Annotated in this window: 19 protein-coding genes; 13 read left to right on the top strand and 6 right to left on the bottom strand. The window is 70.1% G+C overall.

Annotated elements, in window-relative coordinates:
* Position 1: 1 nt before the first annotated feature.
* Complete coding sequence (locus tag ACFSKW_RS04815) at positions 2-409, bottom strand: YybH family protein (RefSeq protein ID WP_379569530.1); 408 nt, start codon at positions 407-409, stop codon at positions 2-4.
* A 46-nt stretch (positions 410-455) separates the two neighbouring features.
* Positions 456-1,160: an alpha/beta fold hydrolase gene (locus tag ACFSKW_RS04810; RefSeq protein WP_379569529.1), complete on the bottom strand. Its 705-nt coding sequence runs from the start codon at positions 1,158-1,160 to the stop codon at positions 456-458.
* A gap of 134 nt (positions 1,161-1,294) precedes the next feature.
* Between ACFSKW_RS04810 and ACFSKW_RS04805 the strand changes: the two genes are divergently transcribed.
* Genes ACFSKW_RS04805 through ACFSKW_RS04795 form a run of 3 tightly spaced genes read left to right on the top strand, consistent with a single transcriptional unit; the run spans position 1,295 to position 4,761 of the window.
* Entirely contained in the window at positions 1,295-1,906 is a 612-nt protein-coding gene (locus ACFSKW_RS04805) for an acyl-CoA-like ligand-binding transcription factor (protein ID WP_379569527.1), read from the top strand.
* 31 nt (positions 1,907-1,937) lie between these two features.
* Entirely contained in the window at positions 1,938-3,512 is a 1,575-nt protein-coding gene (locus ACFSKW_RS04800) for an MDR family MFS transporter (protein WP_379569525.1), read from the top strand.
* Between the two features lie 52 nt (positions 3,513-3,564).
* Positions 3,565-4,761 (top strand): cytochrome P450, encoded by a 1,197-nt coding sequence (locus ACFSKW_RS04795; RefSeq protein WP_379569523.1) that lies wholly within the window; start codon positions 3,565-3,567, stop codon positions 4,759-4,761.
* A gap of 52 nt (positions 4,762-4,813) precedes the next feature.
* Here ACFSKW_RS04795 and ACFSKW_RS04790 read toward each other — a convergent pair whose 3' ends face one another.
* Positions 4,814-5,404: a shikimate kinase gene (locus ACFSKW_RS04790; protein ID WP_379569521.1), complete on the bottom strand. Its 591-nt coding sequence runs from the start codon at positions 5,402-5,404 to the stop codon at positions 4,814-4,816.
* A 123-nt stretch (positions 5,405-5,527) separates the two neighbouring features.
* On the opposite strand from ACFSKW_RS04790, the gene ACFSKW_RS04785 reads away from it, so the two are divergent.
* The 7 genes from ACFSKW_RS04785 (at position 5,528) to ACFSKW_RS04755 (ending at position 9,169) form a co-directional block, all read left to right on the top strand.
* On the top strand, positions 5,528-5,857 hold the full coding sequence (locus ACFSKW_RS04785) for a hypothetical protein (RefSeq protein WP_379569519.1): 330 nt from the start codon (positions 5,528-5,530) through the stop codon (positions 5,855-5,857).
* Positions 5,854-6,243: a MerR family transcriptional regulator gene (locus tag ACFSKW_RS04780; RefSeq protein WP_379569517.1), complete on the top strand. Its 390-nt coding sequence runs from the start codon at positions 5,854-5,856 to the stop codon at positions 6,241-6,243. Before ACFSKW_RS04785 ends, ACFSKW_RS04780 begins: the two co-directional genes overlap by 4 nt.
* Positions 6,244-6,264: 21 nt before the next feature.
* Positions 6,265-6,597: a YnfA family protein gene (locus tag ACFSKW_RS04775; RefSeq protein ID WP_379569516.1), complete on the top strand. Its 333-nt coding sequence runs from the start codon at positions 6,265-6,267 to the stop codon at positions 6,595-6,597.
* Positions 6,598-6,772: 175 nt separating this feature from the next.
* The gene (locus ACFSKW_RS04770) at positions 6,773-7,075 is read left to right on the top strand and encodes a hypothetical protein (RefSeq protein WP_379569514.1); all 303 of its coding nucleotides are present in this window, start codon (positions 6,773-6,775) and stop codon (positions 7,073-7,075) included.
* The gene (locus ACFSKW_RS04765) at positions 7,072-8,214 is read left to right on the top strand and encodes a bifunctional WXG100 family type VII secretion target/C40 family peptidase (RefSeq protein WP_379569512.1); all 1,143 of its coding nucleotides are present in this window, start codon (positions 7,072-7,074) and stop codon (positions 8,212-8,214) included. Before ACFSKW_RS04770 ends, ACFSKW_RS04765 begins: the two co-directional genes overlap by 4 nt.
* A 5-nt stretch (positions 8,215-8,219) precedes the next feature.
* Entirely contained in the window at positions 8,220-8,834 is a 615-nt protein-coding gene (locus ACFSKW_RS04760) for a histidine phosphatase family protein (protein ID WP_379569510.1), read from the top strand.
* 104 nt (positions 8,835-8,938) lie between these two features.
* The gene (locus ACFSKW_RS04755; RefSeq protein ID WP_379569508.1) at positions 8,939-9,169 is read left to right on the top strand and encodes a hypothetical protein; all 231 of its coding nucleotides are present in this window, start codon (positions 8,939-8,941) and stop codon (positions 9,167-9,169) included.
* Between the two features lie 90 nt (positions 9,170-9,259).
* Here ACFSKW_RS04755 and ACFSKW_RS04750 read toward each other — a convergent pair whose 3' ends face one another.
* Complete coding sequence (locus ACFSKW_RS04750) at positions 9,260-9,796, bottom strand: GNAT family N-acetyltransferase (protein ID WP_379569506.1); 537 nt, start codon at positions 9,794-9,796, stop codon at positions 9,260-9,262.
* A 93-nt stretch (positions 9,797-9,889) separates the two neighbouring features.
* On the opposite strand from ACFSKW_RS04750, the gene ACFSKW_RS04745 reads away from it, so the two are divergent.
* Positions 9,890-10,786: a lytic transglycosylase domain-containing protein gene (locus tag ACFSKW_RS04745; protein ID WP_379569504.1), complete on the top strand. Its 897-nt coding sequence runs from the start codon at positions 9,890-9,892 to the stop codon at positions 10,784-10,786.
* Positions 10,787-10,991: 205 nt separating this feature from the next.
* Positions 10,992-11,879 carry an oxidoreductase gene (locus ACFSKW_RS04740; RefSeq protein ID WP_379569502.1) on the top strand — a complete coding sequence of 296 codons (888 nt, stop codon included), beginning with the start codon at positions 10,992-10,994 and terminating at the stop codon, positions 11,877-11,879.
* A gap of 390 nt (positions 11,880-12,269) precedes the next feature.
* Here ACFSKW_RS04740 and ACFSKW_RS04735 read toward each other — a convergent pair whose 3' ends face one another.
* On the bottom strand, positions 12,270-13,289 hold the full coding sequence (locus ACFSKW_RS04735; RefSeq protein ID WP_379569500.1) for a phosphotransferase: 1,020 nt from the start codon (positions 13,287-13,289) through the stop codon (positions 12,270-12,272).
* 159 nt (positions 13,290-13,448) lie between these two features.
* Between ACFSKW_RS04735 and ACFSKW_RS04730 the strand changes: the two genes are divergently transcribed.
* Complete coding sequence (locus ACFSKW_RS04730; protein WP_379569498.1) at positions 13,449-13,856, top strand: spore-associated protein A; 408 nt, start codon at positions 13,449-13,451, stop codon at positions 13,854-13,856.
* Here the strand turns inward: ACFSKW_RS04730 and ACFSKW_RS04725 are convergent.
* The gene (locus ACFSKW_RS04725) at positions 13,831-14,229 is read right to left on the bottom strand and encodes a winged helix-turn-helix transcriptional regulator (RefSeq protein WP_379569496.1); all 399 of its coding nucleotides are present in this window, start codon (positions 14,227-14,229) and stop codon (positions 13,831-13,833) included. The two genes, ACFSKW_RS04730 and ACFSKW_RS04725, sit on opposite strands and share 26 nt — an antisense overlap.
* Positions 14,230-14,456 lie beyond the last annotated feature (227 nt).

Here is a 14,456-nt window from a genome sequence, read left to right as displayed (position 1 = left end):
ATTACGCGGCGGTGCCGAAAGGGTTGTCGATGACGTATCGCCAGAGGCCGTCGGGGCCGCGCCTGGCGACGTCGGTGGCGGTGCCCTCCATGTGGACGTCCCTGCCGTCGGGCGTGGTGCCGCGGATCGCCCAGTCGACGATGAGGAGCGCGATGTCGTCGGCGACGTAGACGTGGCGGGGGCGGGCCTGGATGGGAAGCCCCAGGCTGAGGAGGTGTTCGGTGGCGGCGGCGCGGTCCTGACCGGTCATCGGCCGGCCGGGCGCGGGGACGAGGACGGCGAGGTCCTCGTAGGCCTGCTCGACGGCGCTGACGTCGCCGGTGTTGAAGGCGGTGACGTAGACCTCGTGGTGCCGTGCCGGATCGTCGGTGAGCGTCACGGAAGGACGGCCTGAGCCATGAATATTCATGACAAAAGGATCATAACATTTTCGCCCGGACCGACGTGGGGAAACGTCAGATCCAGCCGTCGAGCGAGGCCATGAAGCCGTCGAGGTCGTCGCGGTGGACGCAGTGTCCCGTGTTCGGCACGAACGTGACCTGGTAGCCGAGCTGCTCCAACTGCCTGCCGTACTCCCTGGAGACCAGGAAGCTCGGGTCGGCCGCCTGGACCAGGGAGGGGACCGCGGGTGCCTTGAGGTCGAGGTCGCCGAAGGCGCCGACGCCGTCCATCACCTTGAGGTCCCAGGCGGCGAAGCCTTCCAGCTCGGCGGCCACGTCCTCGGGCGCCCAGCGGGGGTTCATCTGGGCGATCTGCTCGGCCGTCACGGTCTTGGTGGAGCGGGCGAACCCGGCCATCATCTCCACGTCGGCCTTCGCGCCGGACAGCAGCCACGCGGGGTCGCTGTAGACGGCCCTGGCGGGGCGAAGCTCGTCGACGGCGAGCGCCAGCGTGCGGCCGCCGAGCGAGTGGCCGATCACGATGTCGGCTCCGGTGGGGAGCGACTCCACCACGTCGGCGGCGAAGTCCTCGCCACGGTAGGAGTCGGCGTGCGCGCTCTCCCCGTGGCCGCGCAGGTCGGGGGCCAGGACGTGGTAGCCGCGCTCGACCAGCAGCGGAACGACGCGGCACCAGGTGCCCGCCGAGGACATGACGCCGTGGACGAGGATGGCGAGCCTGCCGGCCCCCGCCGACCCCCATGTGTGGACTTTCAGCTGCATGGCATCCCTCTGCACACTCGTGCTTATACGTATAACCAGCTTTCTATCACGCTCGCATGTGACATCCAACACTTCAGATCCTGAAAGTTTGCAGATTGTGAAATTTCCTCTCTGAGGTTGATGTTGAGATGAGCGTGGACAGCAGTAGCGAACTCGGGCGGCGAGACAGGAAGAAGCTCGAGACCCGCGAGGCGCTGGAGCGCGCCGCGCTCTCGCTCGTCGCCGAACGCGGACTGGCGGGCGTCACCGTTGAGGACATCGCCGAGGCGGTGGACGTCTCCTCCAGGACGTTCTTCAACTACTTCCCCTCCAAGGAAGACGCGCTCATCGGCAGAGACCCGGCCGCGGAGGTGGCGCTGCGCGAGCGCCTGGCCGCCACGCCTCCCGGCGTGCCCGTCCTCCAGGCCCTGCGCACGGTCCTGCTCGCCGAGGCCGAGCGAGCCCAGCGGCACCGCGAGCAGTGGCTGCTCAGGCTGAAGGTGTTCGAGCAGAACCCGTCACTGCTGCCACGCCTGCTCGCGACGGGAGCGGAGGCCGAACGCGCTCTCACGGCGGTGGTCGCCGCGAGAATCGGCGACCACGCGGCCGCCGCGGGCTATCCGGAGCTCGTCATCGCCGTGGCGCTGACCGCCTTCCGCGTGGCCATGCTGCGCTGGAGCTCCGCCTCCGGTGCGCCCGTGCTCGCGGACCTGGTCGACGAGGCGTTCGCCCAGGTGGCCGCAGGGCTGCCGGACCCCACCCCATGAACCACCCCGGACGTCGAGAAACCGAGGAAGCATGACGACCACCAGCGCGCAGCCCGAGGCCGCGCCCCCGACCACCTCCCGCAGAAAGGTCCTGCAAGCGCTGTCCGGGCTGATGGTGGGCATGTTCGTGTCCATCCTGGCCTCGACCGTCGTGGCGAACGCGCTCCCGCGCATCATCACCGACCTGCACGGCTCGCAGACCGTCTACACCTGGATCGTCACCTCAGAGCTGCTGGCCATGACGGCCACCGTGCCGCTGTGGGGCAAGATGGCCGACCTCTACAGCAAGAAGCTGCTGATCCAGCTGTCGCTCGGCATGTTCGTGGTCGGCTCGCTGATCGCCGGCCTCACGCCGAACGTCGAGATCCTCATCGTCAGCCGCGTCGTCCAGGGCGTCGGCGCGGGCGGCATGAGCGCGCTTTCCATGATCGTGATGGCGGCCATGATCCCGCCGCGTGAGCTCGGCCGGTACGCCGGCATCTTCGGCGCCGTGTTCGGCGTCGGCACCGTCGCGGGGCCGCTCATCGGCGGGCTGCTCGTCGACACCTCGTGGCTCGGCTGGCGCTGGTGCTTCCTGTTCGGCGTGCCGTTCACGATCGTCGCCATCGTCCTGCTCCAGCGCACGCTCCACCTCCCGGTGGTGCGCAAGGAGGTCAAGGTCGACTACCTGGGCGCCTTCCTGATCACCCTCGGCGTCTGCACGCTGCTGGTGTGGTCCTCCCTGGCAGGCAACCAGTTCCCGTGGGCCTCCTGGTGGACGGCGGGCCTCGTGGCCGGCGGCGTCGCCGTGCTCGCGCTGGCCGTCTGGGTGGAGTCGCGGGCCGCCGAGCCGATCATCCCGCTGTCGCTGTTCAGGAACCGCACGGTCGCCCTGGCCACCATCGCCAGCGTGCTGGTCGGCGTCGCGATGTTCGGCGGCACGGTGTTCCTGTCGCAGTACTTCCAGGTGGCGCTCGGCAAGTCGCCGACGGTCGCGGGGCTGATGAGCCTGCCCATGGTGTTCGGCCTGCTGATCTCCTCGACCGTCGCCGGCCAGCTCATCACCAGGTCGGGCCGATGGAAGGGCTTCCTCGTGGCGGGCGGCGTCGTCATGCTCGCCGGCATGGGCCTGCTCGCCACCATCGACGGTGGGACCAGCACGCTGCTGCTGTCGGTCTACATGGCGGTGCTCGGCATCGGCGTCGGCATGCTGATGCAGAACCTGGTGCTCGCCGCGCAGAACGACGTGCCCGCTCACGACCTGGGCGCCACCACCTCCGCGCTCACCTTCTTCCGCAGCATGGGCGGCGCGGTCGGCGTCAGCGCCCTCGGCGCCGTGCTGGCCAACCGCATCACCACGCTGATGACCGAGAAGCTGGGCCCGCTCGCCGCCGGCGGCGGCTCGGGAGGCGAGGGCGCGTCCGTCCCCGACATCTCCAAGCTGCCCGCGCCCGTGGTCCGCGTCATCCAGGACGTGTACGCCACGGCCACCGCCGACCTGTTCCTCATCGGCGTGCCGCTGACGGCGCTCGCCCTGCTGGCCGTGCTGTTCATCAAGGAGAAGCCGCTCAACACCCTCTCAGGAGAGGAGCGACTGGCACAGGAACGTGCCGCCGCGGGTCACTGATAGATCGCTATGGTGGAAGTCACGGGGCACGGTCGATCCGGCGGGAGATGACATGAGCGAATCCGTGACGTTGCCGCTCCACATGCGCAGGGCCGGGTTCGACCCGGCCCCCGAGCTGTCCGCGCTGCGCGACGACGAAGGCGTGCGGAAGGTCAGCACTCCCTTCGGCATCGAGGCCTGGATGGTCACCCGGTTCTCCGACGTCCGCGAGGTGCTGGGCGACGCCACGCGCTTCAGCAACGCCAGGACGGCGAGCTTCCGCCCGCCGGGCCAGATCGACCTGAGCGACGAGCAGATCGCCGCGATGCGGGCGGGCAACATGCTCTCCTTCGACCCGCCCGAGCACACCAGGCTGCGGCGCATGCTGACGCCCGAGTTCACCGTCCGCAGGATGCGCAGGCTCGAGCCCCGCATCACCGACATCGTCGAGCAGCACCTCGACGCCATGGAGCGAAACGGCTCGCCCGCCGACCTCGTCGCGGACTTCGCGCTGCCGGTCCCCTCTCTGGTGATCTGCGAGCTGCTCGGCGTGCCGTACGCCGACAGGGCCGACTTCCAGCGGCGCACCAACGGGATGCTCGACCTGTCAGCGCCCCTGGAGCAGCGGGTGGCGCTGCAGCTCGAATCGCGCGCCTACATGGGCGAGCTCGTCGCCAGGACGCAGGCCGACCCCGGCGACGAACTGCTCGGCATGCTGGTGCGCGAGCATGGCGACGACCTGACGACCGACGAGCTGATCGGTATCGGCAGCCTGCTCCTGCTGGCCGGCCACGAGACCACCTCCAACATGCTGTCGCTCGGCACGCTCGCCCTGCTGCGTCACCCCGACCAGCTGGAGCTGCTCAGGAAGGAGCCGTCACGGATCGACGCGGCCGTGGAGGAGCTGCTGCGCTGGCTCAGCATCGTCCACTCGGGGACGGCCAAGCTGACCACGACCGAGGTCGAGCTGGCCGGCCGGCGCATCCCCGCGGGCGAGCTGGTGATGTGCGTGCTGCCGTCCGCGAACAGGGACCCCGCGCTGCTGTCGGACCCCGACCGGTTCGACATCGAACGCGGCGCGCTGGGGCACGTCGCCTTCGGCCACGGCGTGCACCACTGCCTGGGTGCGCCGTTGGCGCGCATGGAGATGCGGATCGCCTTCCCCGCCCTGCTGCGGCGCTTTCCCGAGCTGAGGGAGGTCGGCGGGCCCGCCGACTTCCGCTCCTTCCACGTCGTGTACGGCCTGCGCACCCTCGAGATCGCCTGGTGATCCGGGCGTGGTGACCGGCCGGCCGTGGTGACCGGCCGGCTGTCTTGACCTGCTAGCGGTCCTGATCCGCGGCGCGCAGGAGCTCGGAGAGGCGTCGCGCGCTCGCGGGCGGGTCCTCGCCGTCGGTGTGGAGGATGACGGTGGCGAGGTCGGCGTTCCCTCGATCGCGCACCCACTCGGCGAGGAAGTCGTGCCCGTCCTCCGTCACCCAGCCGGTCTGTTTGGTGGCGAGGCTCCGCTCGCGGAGGACCGCCACCGATCGGTCCTGGTCAGGCGACGGCAGGACGAGGACCACGTGCTCGACCACGCCGAGCGCCTTCCTGACCTCGTCGAACAGCGCGGGGTCCGTGTAGTTGCTGTGGCCCGCGCCGAGGGACAGGACCGCGCCGGGGTGGTCGGCCACCGCGCGCCGTACCGCGTGGGCGCGGGCAGGTTCCCACTCCCGTTCGGCCCTGACCCTGCCGACCGCCTCGACGTGCGCGCGGAGCCGGTCCATCGACCAGCCCGCCTCGGCGTAGTAGGCGGCACCGATCTCGTCGATGTCGACGAAGGGGCGGCCCGTCGACGCCGCGACGATCGCGCCCAGCGTGCTCTTGCCCGTGGCCGCCGGTCCGATGAGCACCATCCAGGGGGAACTCGTCACCTGGTCATTCTGCCGGTCCCGGAGCGCCTGCCGCCCGGGACGGCTCGGGCCCGCGCCAGGGGGTTGCATCCTGTACCGGGGTACAGGGTTACCTTCGGAAGGTAGGCGGACCTGGGAGGACTGATGTGGGCACCTGACGCGTGCACGCTACCGACCGAAGAGCGGCCGTTGCGCGTGGCGGAGTTCGACGACCTGTTCGCGTCCGCGTTGCGCGGGCTCGACCGCGTGGACCCGACCCACCTGCGGCTCACGCTGGACGGCGGGGCTCAGGTGGAGGAGACCGCGCGCGACCTGACGGCGAGGGAGACGGCCTGCTGCTCGTTCTTCGCGTTCGCCTTCACGTCCGGCGACGAGGAACTGGTCCTGGACGTCGAGGTGCCCGCCGTCCACGCGAGGGTCCTCGACGGGCTGGCGGCCAGGGCGCTCGAGGCCGCGCCGCGGGCCGCGTCATGAGCGGGACCTGGCTGCGCACGGGACAGGTCGCCGAGGCGGCGGGGGTCAACGCGCAGACGCTGCGCTACTACCACCGGCGGGGCCTGCTGGAGGAGCCCCGGCGCAGCAACGGGGGGCACCGGCTGTACCCCGAGGAGACCGTGACGCGCCTGCGGATGATCAAGGCGGCGCAACGGCTGGGCTTCACGCTGGAGGAGGTCGCCGACCTGGTCGAGGCGACGGCCCGCCCGCGCCTGCGCGCCCGGACGAGCGCGAAGCTCGCCGAGGTGGAGCGGAAGATCGCCGACCTGCGGGCGGTCCGCGAGACGCTGATCCAGGCGGTGGACGCGGGCTGCGACGACCTCATGACCTGTACGACAAGCCCGCGCTGCCCGCTGCCGTTCTAGCCGCCCCCTACAGTCACGCTCATGACTGTCGCGCGTTCCCTCCTGCTCTTCGTGGTGGCCGCCCTCGCCGAGATCGGCGGGGCCTGGCTGGTCTGGCAAGGGGTGCGAGAGCATCGCGGGCTGCTGTGGGTCGGGGCGGGATGCGTGGCGCTCGGCGTGTACGGCCTCGTGGCCACCCTCCAGCCCGACGCCCACTTCGGGCGGATCCTGGCCGCCTACGGCGGGGTGTTCGTGGCAGGCTCGCTGGTGTGGGGCATGGTGGTCGACCGGTTCCACCCCGACCGCTGGGACATCATCGGAGCGGCCATCTGCCTGCTCGGCGTCCTGGTCATCATGTACGCGCCCCGCGGCTAGCCGGACGCGCTCACCCCGGTGAGCCCACCCGAGAGCTCCCACAGACGGCAGGCGGCCTCATCGGCACGTCGATCGTGAACGAGGGCCCATGGCTGACGTCCCGACCGAAAGATGACCAAGAGTGTTAGATTGTCGGGGCCATTGAGACTGGTGTGACACGGGAGGCGAAGCTCACGTGGCAGGTTTGGAGATCTACTTCGACGCACTCGAGGAATGCGCGAGCAAGGCCAAGGGCGTGGGAAACCAGTTCAAGGCCATGGCCGACGAGGCTCCCGCGAGCGTCGGCGCCTCCGTGTTCGGCTCGCTCGAGGGCTTCTCGGCAAAGCTCAGCAAGGCCGTCAACGACCTCGAGGCGAAGATCGACACTGAGACGCGCCACGCCGAGAACAACCTGACCAAGGTCGAGGCCGCCGTCCACAAGGTCATCGAGAACGTCCGCAAGGCCGACCTGCCCGTTCCCCGGGCGGAGCAAGTGTGACGGACATCTGGGACACCTATCTCAGCCGCATCCAGAACGTGATCGACGACCTCAGCGGCAACCAGGAAGAGATCTCGAACATCTCCAAGCGCTGGCGGGCGCTGGCCACCAGCCTCACCACGGAGACCGGCGCCCTCAAACGCGCGGTCAAATCGGTGAACGACGCGTGGAACGGCGACTCCGCCCAGGACTTCGCCGACCACATGGCCAAGTACCCCGCGTCCGGTACGTCGCTGAGCACCGCGCTGACCAGCTGCGCAGGAAAGCTGGACACGGCAGGGACGGAACTGGCGACCGCCAAGGGCGAGGTCCAGGCCCTGTACCGCGAGAAGCGCGCCTGGCTGGACGAGCAGCGCAACGACCCGGACACCACCACGATCTCGATGACGAGCATCAGGTCCCAGGTGGACGACGCCATCGAGCGGGCCAAGGGGCCGAAGGGCCGGGCGTCCGACGCGGTCAAGCAGGCGACCGACGAGATCAACAAGTACCTCGGCGACGTGCGGTTCTTCACCGGCATCACCGCCCCTGGCGATCACGACTTCGTCCCCGCGAAGGGAAAGGGCTGGGTCCCCGACCCGGAGTTCACGCCGAAGGGCACGACCCAGCTCGCGTCGTACGACGGCAACGGCGCCACGCCCGTCGGCAACGCCTACAACGGCGCGCCCCACGGCGGCGACGGTGGCGGCGGTGGCGGCGGTGGCGGTGGCGGTGGCAAGCCCTCGCTCGCCGTGCCTCCGAACGCCCACAGCCTCGCCCCGAACCCCCGCGCGCAGGCGGTCGTCGACTACGCCCTCAAGCAGCTCGGCGACCCCTACGTCTGGGGTGCCACGGGGCCCAACTCCTTCGACTGCTCCGGGTTGACGCTGCGCGCGTACCAGTCGGCGGGGACCGACATCCCGCGTGTCGCCAATGACCAGTGGCTGCGCGGGCCGCGCATCCCGGACGGCAAGGCGCAGGCGGGAGACCTCATCTTCTTCGACAACAACGGGGACGGCACGGCCGACCATGTGGGCATCGTGCTCGACCCCGAGAAGCAGACGATGATCCACGCCCCCAACTCGCGCTCGGTGGTCCGCATCGAGAGCTACGCCACCTACCCCGGCCGCCTGGGCATGACCAGGCCGGGAATGGGCTGACGAGCATGGGCGCGCGCTATCTCTACCTCGCCCGGCATGGCGAGGCCTCACCGGACGAGAGCGGGCTGACGGAGAACGGCCGTCGTCAGGCCGAGCTGCTGGGCAGGCGACTGCGGGGAGTTCCCTTCGCGGCGGTCCACCACAGCCCGCTGCAGCGGGCGGCCGACACCGCCCGCCTGATCGGCGAGCAGCTGGGCGGCGCGCTCCCGCGGGTCTCGCAGGCCGCGGGGGACTACGTCCCGTACTTTCCCGAACGGGACGAGCTGCCGCCGGACTCCGCCGACTCCCTGCTCGGGTTCCTGGCCCGGTTCCCTCCTGAGGAACGTGAGCGAGGACCCCTGCTCGCTCGCGAGGCGATGGAGAGCTTCACCGGCCCTGTCGACGGCGCCGAGCCGCGGCACGAGCTGGTCGTCACGCACAATTTCCTGATCGGATGGCTCGTCCGGGCGGCACAGGACGCGCCCGCATGGCGCTGGCTCGGCTTGAACCACTGCAACGCGGCGCTGACGGTCATCCGCTACGCGCCAGGCCGGTTGTCGTCCGTGCTCGTCTACAACGACATGACGCACCTGCCTCCCGAACTGCGGTGGACCGGCTTCCCTCCCGAACTCCGCGTCTGAAGATCCGGCGGCCGGTCATGACGACCTTCGCCGGTGGGGCCCGGTCGATTCGGTTGGGCGGAAATATGTCCGCCACCGGGTCCAACGGGCGCATACTAGGGGTAATGAAGCCCACAAGAGCCGCGGCCCGGCGTCCCCTGCCCGGAAGTCCCTTCAACGTCCCTGCTGCCCCCTCGCCCCCTGTCGAGCATTTCGAACTGCAGGACTGGGTGAGCCATGACAAGTACGGCCTAGGCTCGGTCATCGGTGTCGAGGAAGACGTCGCCGTGATCGTCGATTTCGGCTCGGAGAAGCTCCGCATCGCCGCGCCGTACCCCAGGCTTTTCAAGCTCTGAGACCTCCTTCGACAGGTCTCCCGCCAACGGCCCGCGATCACGAGGAGGATCCCGGGTCCGCGACGCCCCGGCCGGCTGCGAGCCGGTCGATCAGCGGCCGTGAAGGCCGTTCTGGACGTCGGGGCTCACGTAGGAGTGGACGAGGGCGTGCTCGCCCGCCGAGTTCAGCCACCGTGCGCGGGCGCTGGCCACGCGCCGCCACCCGGCTCGCTCGTAGAGGGCCACGGCGGCCTGCCCCTCGTCGGAGACGTCGAGCACGAGCGGCAGCCCACGGGCGACGGCGTCCTTCCGCACCGTGTCGAGCAGGTCCCTCGCGAGCCCGTGGCCTCGCCCGCGCGGCGTCACGAAGAGCCGGGTCACCGCGCCGACGAGCTCGCCCGAGGCTCCAACGGCCTGCGCGAGTGCCGGCCCCAGGCTCGCGAGCGGGATCCGCGACAGGCCCACGTGTCCCACGACGCCTTCGTCGTCCAGGGCCACCCATGCGGAGACCAGGTCGGCCGGCGTGAGCCATCGCGCCGGATCGGCCGGCCAGTCGACCGGATACCGATCGGCACGCTGTACGGCAGCGAGCGCTTCGACGCACCCGTCCATGTCGTGCGGCGTTCGTGATCGAATCGATGGCTTCATCCGGACAATCCTCCCAGAGGCTCCTTGCACGGCTCTCCTTGGCGGTGTGTCGGGCGCCGGACGCGCGAGCGACTGGCGATACGGTGATTTTTCATGAGATTGATCCGCGTCCTGCCCGCCGTAACCCTGACGGTCAGCCTCGCAGGCTGCGGCGGCACGGCTGCCGGGTCAGCGGTTCTCGAACTCCCCTCGCCCAGCGCCACCCAGGCGGCCACCCCGGTACCCGCGGCCGCGCCCGATCCAGAGACACGCATCCCCGCCGACCCGGCCAAGCTGGCCGTCGCCCTGCAGAAGACGACCGCCGCCCTCCGCAAGGGGATCGACGAGTGGACCAAGGGCGGGCAGGAACAGCCGCCGCCCGACGTCGTCCTGCTCGCCCTGCACCAGCAGCGCGTCTACCGTGCGATGGCCCGCAGCACGTCCCTGGCTCAGGGGGTCGTCCGGCGGCTGCCCAAGCCGCTGGCCGCCGAGGCGCGCGACAACGCGACCGCCGTCGGCAAGCTGCTGGCCATGGCGCACCCGATCACCGCGGCGCAGCGCAAGAAGATCCGCCTGAGCGAGCCGCAGCCCGCCAAGCGCCTGCGCGGCTACCTGCTCCAGGCGGACAGGCGCTTCGGCGTCGACTGGGAGGTGCTCGCGGCGATCATGCTGGTGGAGACGAGGTTCGGCAGGGTCAGGTCGGCCAGCTCCACAGGGGCGCAGGGGCCGATGCAGTTCATGCCGGGCACGTGGCGGCAGTACGGCATGGGCGGCGACGTCCACGACGCCCGCGACGCGGTCCTCGCCGCCGCCAACTACCTCAAGGCGACAGGGGCGCCCCGCGACTACCGGCGCGCGGTGTTCGCCTACAACCACGACACCCGCTACGTGGACGCCGTGCTGGCCCACGCGCGGCAGATCAAGCGCGATCCCCGCAGCTTCTACGCCTACTACAACTGGCAGGTCTTCGTCCTGTCCGCCAAGGGCGACGTGCGCCTCACCGGTCCCTGACGAGCCGGAGGATCTCGGCGACGACCAGCTCGGGCTCGTCCTGGGAACTACGCTCCGCTGCCGCATCCGCACGCTCGCCGCCCGGAGCCTGGACCTGTCCGACCCCGGCACGCGGCTCGTCACCTGGCTGCGATCGCGGCTGCGAGCTCCGGGATAGGTCATGCGCCCGATGCCGAGGGAGACGCCTTAGACGCACCCTTGATCCATGCGAGCGGAACACGAGCACACAGTCACCAGGAGCCCCCTCGGCGGGACGCTGCGCCTCGCCGACGACCTGGTCCTCACCCGGATCGGCTACGGCGCGATGCAACTGGCGGGCCCGAAGGTCTGGGGGCCGCCCCGCGACAGGGACGAGGCCCTGGCCGTCCTGCGCGCCGCCGTCGGCGCGGGGATCACCCACATCGACACCAGCGACTACTACGGCCCGCACATCGTCAACGACCTCGTCCGCGAGGCCCTGCACCCCTACCCCGAGCACCTGCGCATCGCCACCAAGGTCGGCGCCCGCCGTACCCCCGACCGCGCCTGGCCCGCCGCCCTGTCACGCGGCGAGCTGGTCCAGGCCGTCCACGACAACCTCAAGCGCCTCGACGTGCCGGTGCTCGACCTGGTCAACCTGCGCATGACCGACACCCTGGCCGCCGCCGACATCGTCGAGCCCTTCACCGTGCTCGCCGAACTACGCGACCAAGGCCTGATCCGGCACCTCGGCGTCAGCAACGTCAGCGCCGAGCAGGTCAGGGTCGCCCGGACGATCGCCCCGGTGGTCGCCGTCCAGAACTACTACAACGTCGCCTTCCGCTCCGACGACGCGCTCGTCGACTGGTGCGCCGAACAGGGCATCGCCTACGTGCCGTACTACCCGCTGGGAGGCTTCCGCCCCCTGCAGGCGGACGCCCTCGACGGGGTCGCCCGCGACCTGGGCATCACGGCCCGGCAGGCGGCGCTGGCCTGGCTGCTGCACCGCTCCCCGGCGATCCTGCTCATCCCCGGCACCTCGTCGGTCGCCCACCTCCACGAGAACATCGCGACGGCCGCCATCGAACTGCCCGAGCAGGCGCTGCGCACGCTCGACGCGGTCGCCGCCCACTGACCTCCGCCCCCTCGACCGCCGGGTGTCCCGCGACTTCCGCCACGCACCCGGCCCGTTGGAGAGATCCCTGTCGGGATGACACGATTCATGCGACAGTCCGCGTATGAACATGGCGAGGTATCGGCGGTCCGCCTGGTACAAGGCGTCTCGAACATCCTTGTTCCTCTGTATCGGCTGGTTCGCATCGGGCTGCTACTTCGTCCTCATCGTCGACGCCAACAGGCATCCGTGGCCCATGTTCCACGTGTACGTGTGGCTTGCCCTCCAGATGCTCGCAACGGTGTGTAGTGCGATCGGCCGTACGCGGTATCGGGCGTGGTACGAGCCGCGGGACGAGTCCCCGCCGACCGGAGGCGCTGCCGATCCCAGGGACGCCACGCGCGCCGCCCCCTATTCGCGGTAGCTGGATTCGAGATTGCCGGTGAGATAGGTCAACGACGCGGTGATGTCCGCACCGGTGCCATGCGGCCGGCGCAGTTCGTCGACGTAGACGGCGATGTCGGCGAGCTTCCACCAGAGGGGATAGAGGGCCAGGCCGTCCGGCGAGACGGTCCGGCCGGTGGCCCTGGCGTAGCGGTCGAGCACCTCCTCGACACCTGAGGCCGGGCTCTCGCCGAGCATGTCCGCCAGGCCGCCGGTCAGCATCCACAGGTCCCGTTCCGGCGGGGCGATCCGCACGGTGTCCCAGTCGATGAGGCGCAGCCCGGCAGGAGTGCGCATCAGGTTGCCCGGGTGCGGCTCGCCATGCGTGACCACCCAGTCCGCCGGGGCCTCCCGTACCCGGTCCACCCGCCGGTCGAAGTCGGCGAGCCACCGCTCGACGTGCCCGGCGTGGACGGACAGCAGCTTGCGGGCCCGCTCGCCGTACGGGCCGCCTGTCCACTCCCTGTCGAGGTCCCGCAGCGCCGCATCCAGCCGGTCCCTGCCAGGCAGCACCAGGTCGGCCCGCGGCGCGGTGCCCGCCACGACCGGCGTCGCCTCGTGCAGCGCGGCCAGCAGGTCCACCACCTCGACCTGGTCCTCGGGCCGGTGCGCGCCGAACTCCCCTGCGACACCCGCCACCATCGGGAACACCGAGAGGGCGTACCGCGAGCCGAGCCGCCGCACCACCGTGCCCGTCGCGGTCGGGACGGGTGCGAGAACGAAGTCGAGCCCGGCGTCCTCGCGCAGGGCCAGCGCGGCGCCGTACGACCGGCCGAGCCGGTCGAACTCCTCCTCGCGCCCGGAGTCCTCGACGCCGAGGTCGTCGATCTTGACGAACCACGCCGTCCCGCGCTGATCGGCCACCGACCAGTGGTAGCTGCCCGCGCCCACAGGGAGGTACTCCGCCGACCGAACCTCGATGCCCCAGCCTTCGGCCAGTGCCGCGAACAGCTCGACCTCCGCCAGGCCCGCCGGTCTGTCCCTCATGGGTCGGCATTCTGCCCCACCCGCCCGCGGAAGAGTGGGACGGTCTTTCAGTGTGATCTATCCCACGCAACACGATGGCCGTTTCCGGCATCTACACCTTTGGCATGTTGATCAATTCGCCATCGGCATCGTCTGTCGCACGAGAGGATCACACCTGACATGAACAAGATCAAAAAGTCGGCTGTCGTAACGCTCGGCCTGGTCGCGGCGTTGACCGGCATGATCGCCACCAGCGGCCCCGCCGCGGCGGCGTCTTCCCCCATCGAAGCCTGCGGTGGCGGTTCGTACCACGTCATCGACAGCCACGACTTCGGCTCCAGCGCAACCATCTACCTGCTCTACAACGGCACCACCAACTGCGTGGTGACCTGGAAGACGGGAGCCACGGGCAACACCGCGTACGTGGAAGCCCGGCTGCGTCACAGCAGCATGTATTTCAGGGTCGACCCCGGCAACTACAAGTACTACGCGGGGCCGGTGAAGGTCGACGCCCAAGGCCGTTGCATTCAGTGGGGCGGCGCGTACGGCGACAGCTCCTGGATCAGTGACTGGGGGCACTGCGGCTGATCAAAGGACCAGTGGCCGAATGATCCTGTGGCGGTGGACGCCGTGGCTGACTCTGGTCCGCCGCCCAGGCGCAGATCGCCGACAGCGGCTCCTGCAGCGTGGCGCCGAGGGGAGTCAGGGCGTACTCGACATGCTGGGGAGCGGTGTCCTTGAGCACTCTCCGTTCGACCAGCCCGTCGCCTTCCATGCCCCGAAGAGTCTCGGTCAGGACCTTCTGCGTGATGCCGGGCAGCCTGCGGCGCAGCTCGGCATGGCGCTGCGGCCCCGCCAGCAGCGCGTAGATCAGCAGGACCCGCCACTTGGCGGCCAACCGCTCCAGCGCCTGCCGGGTCGTGCAGCCTTCTTCCAGCACGTCCGGTATCACCAGTGCCATGGGTCTCCCGCTCGCAGGGGCACCTCAAAGTGCCTTCTGGCCGACAAAGATCGGGGTGCCTAGTGTCCCGTTCGTGACAAAGCTTATGGTTCACAGGTACACGGCGGCAGAGCCCGGAATCTTCGTCAACAGCTACCTCCTGGAGACGGCGGACGGCGTCGTGCTCGTCGAATCCGACGGCGAGCGGATCGCCTTCAACGGGGACCTGGCCTTCGACGGCGTGCACC

The sequence above is a fragment of the Nonomuraea mangrovi genome (assembly GCF_042681425.1).
GTDB classification, from domain to species: domain Bacteria; phylum Actinomycetota; class Actinomycetes; order Streptosporangiales; family Streptosporangiaceae; genus Nonomuraea; species Nonomuraea mangrovi.
Note: the sequence above shows the minus strand (reverse complement) of the source record. Positions and strands in the feature narration are given on the sequence as shown.

Excerpts from the sequence above, each read along its gene's own strand:
- ACFSKW_RS04815 (WP_379569530.1), bottom strand. The coding sequence starts at position 409 with ATGAATATTCATGGCTCAGGCCGTCCTTCCGTGACGCTCACCGACGAT.
- ACFSKW_RS04810 (WP_379569529.1), bottom strand. The coding sequence starts at position 1,160 with ATGCAGCTGAAAGTCCACACATGGGGGTCGGCGGGGGCCGGCAGGCTC.
- ACFSKW_RS04800 (WP_379569525.1), top strand. The coding sequence starts at position 1,938 with ATGACGACCACCAGCGCGCAGCCCGAGGCCGCGCCCCCGACCACCTCC.
- ACFSKW_RS04795 (WP_379569523.1), top strand. The coding sequence starts at position 3,565 with ATGAGCGAATCCGTGACGTTGCCGCTCCACATGCGCAGGGCCGGGTTC.
- ACFSKW_RS04785 (WP_379569519.1), top strand. The coding sequence starts at position 5,528 with ATGTGGGCACCTGACGCGTGCACGCTACCGACCGAAGAGCGGCCGTTG.
- ACFSKW_RS04780 (WP_379569517.1), top strand. The coding sequence starts at position 5,854 with ATGAGCGGGACCTGGCTGCGCACGGGACAGGTCGCCGAGGCGGCGGGG.
- ACFSKW_RS04775 (WP_379569516.1), top strand. The coding sequence starts at position 6,265 with ATGACTGTCGCGCGTTCCCTCCTGCTCTTCGTGGTGGCCGCCCTCGCC.
- ACFSKW_RS04760 (WP_379569510.1), top strand. The coding sequence starts at position 8,220 with ATGGGCGCGCGCTATCTCTACCTCGCCCGGCATGGCGAGGCCTCACCG.
- ACFSKW_RS04755 (WP_379569508.1), top strand. The coding sequence starts at position 8,939 with ATGAAGCCCACAAGAGCCGCGGCCCGGCGTCCCCTGCCCGGAAGTCCC.
- ACFSKW_RS04750 (WP_379569506.1), bottom strand. The coding sequence starts at position 9,796 with ATGAAGCCATCGATTCGATCACGAACGCCGCACGACATGGACGGGTGC.
- ACFSKW_RS04745 (WP_379569504.1), top strand. The coding sequence starts at position 9,890 with ATGAGATTGATCCGCGTCCTGCCCGCCGTAACCCTGACGGTCAGCCTC.
- ACFSKW_RS04740 (WP_379569502.1), top strand. The coding sequence starts at position 10,992 with ATGCGAGCGGAACACGAGCACACAGTCACCAGGAGCCCCCTCGGCGGG.
- ACFSKW_RS04735 (WP_379569500.1), bottom strand. The coding sequence starts at position 13,289 with ATGAGGGACAGACCGGCGGGCCTGGCGGAGGTCGAGCTGTTCGCGGCA.
- ACFSKW_RS04730 (WP_379569498.1), top strand. The coding sequence starts at position 13,449 with ATGAACAAGATCAAAAAGTCGGCTGTCGTAACGCTCGGCCTGGTCGCG.
- ACFSKW_RS04725 (WP_379569496.1), bottom strand. The coding sequence starts at position 14,229 with ATGGCACTGGTGATACCGGACGTGCTGGAAGAAGGCTGCACGACCCGG.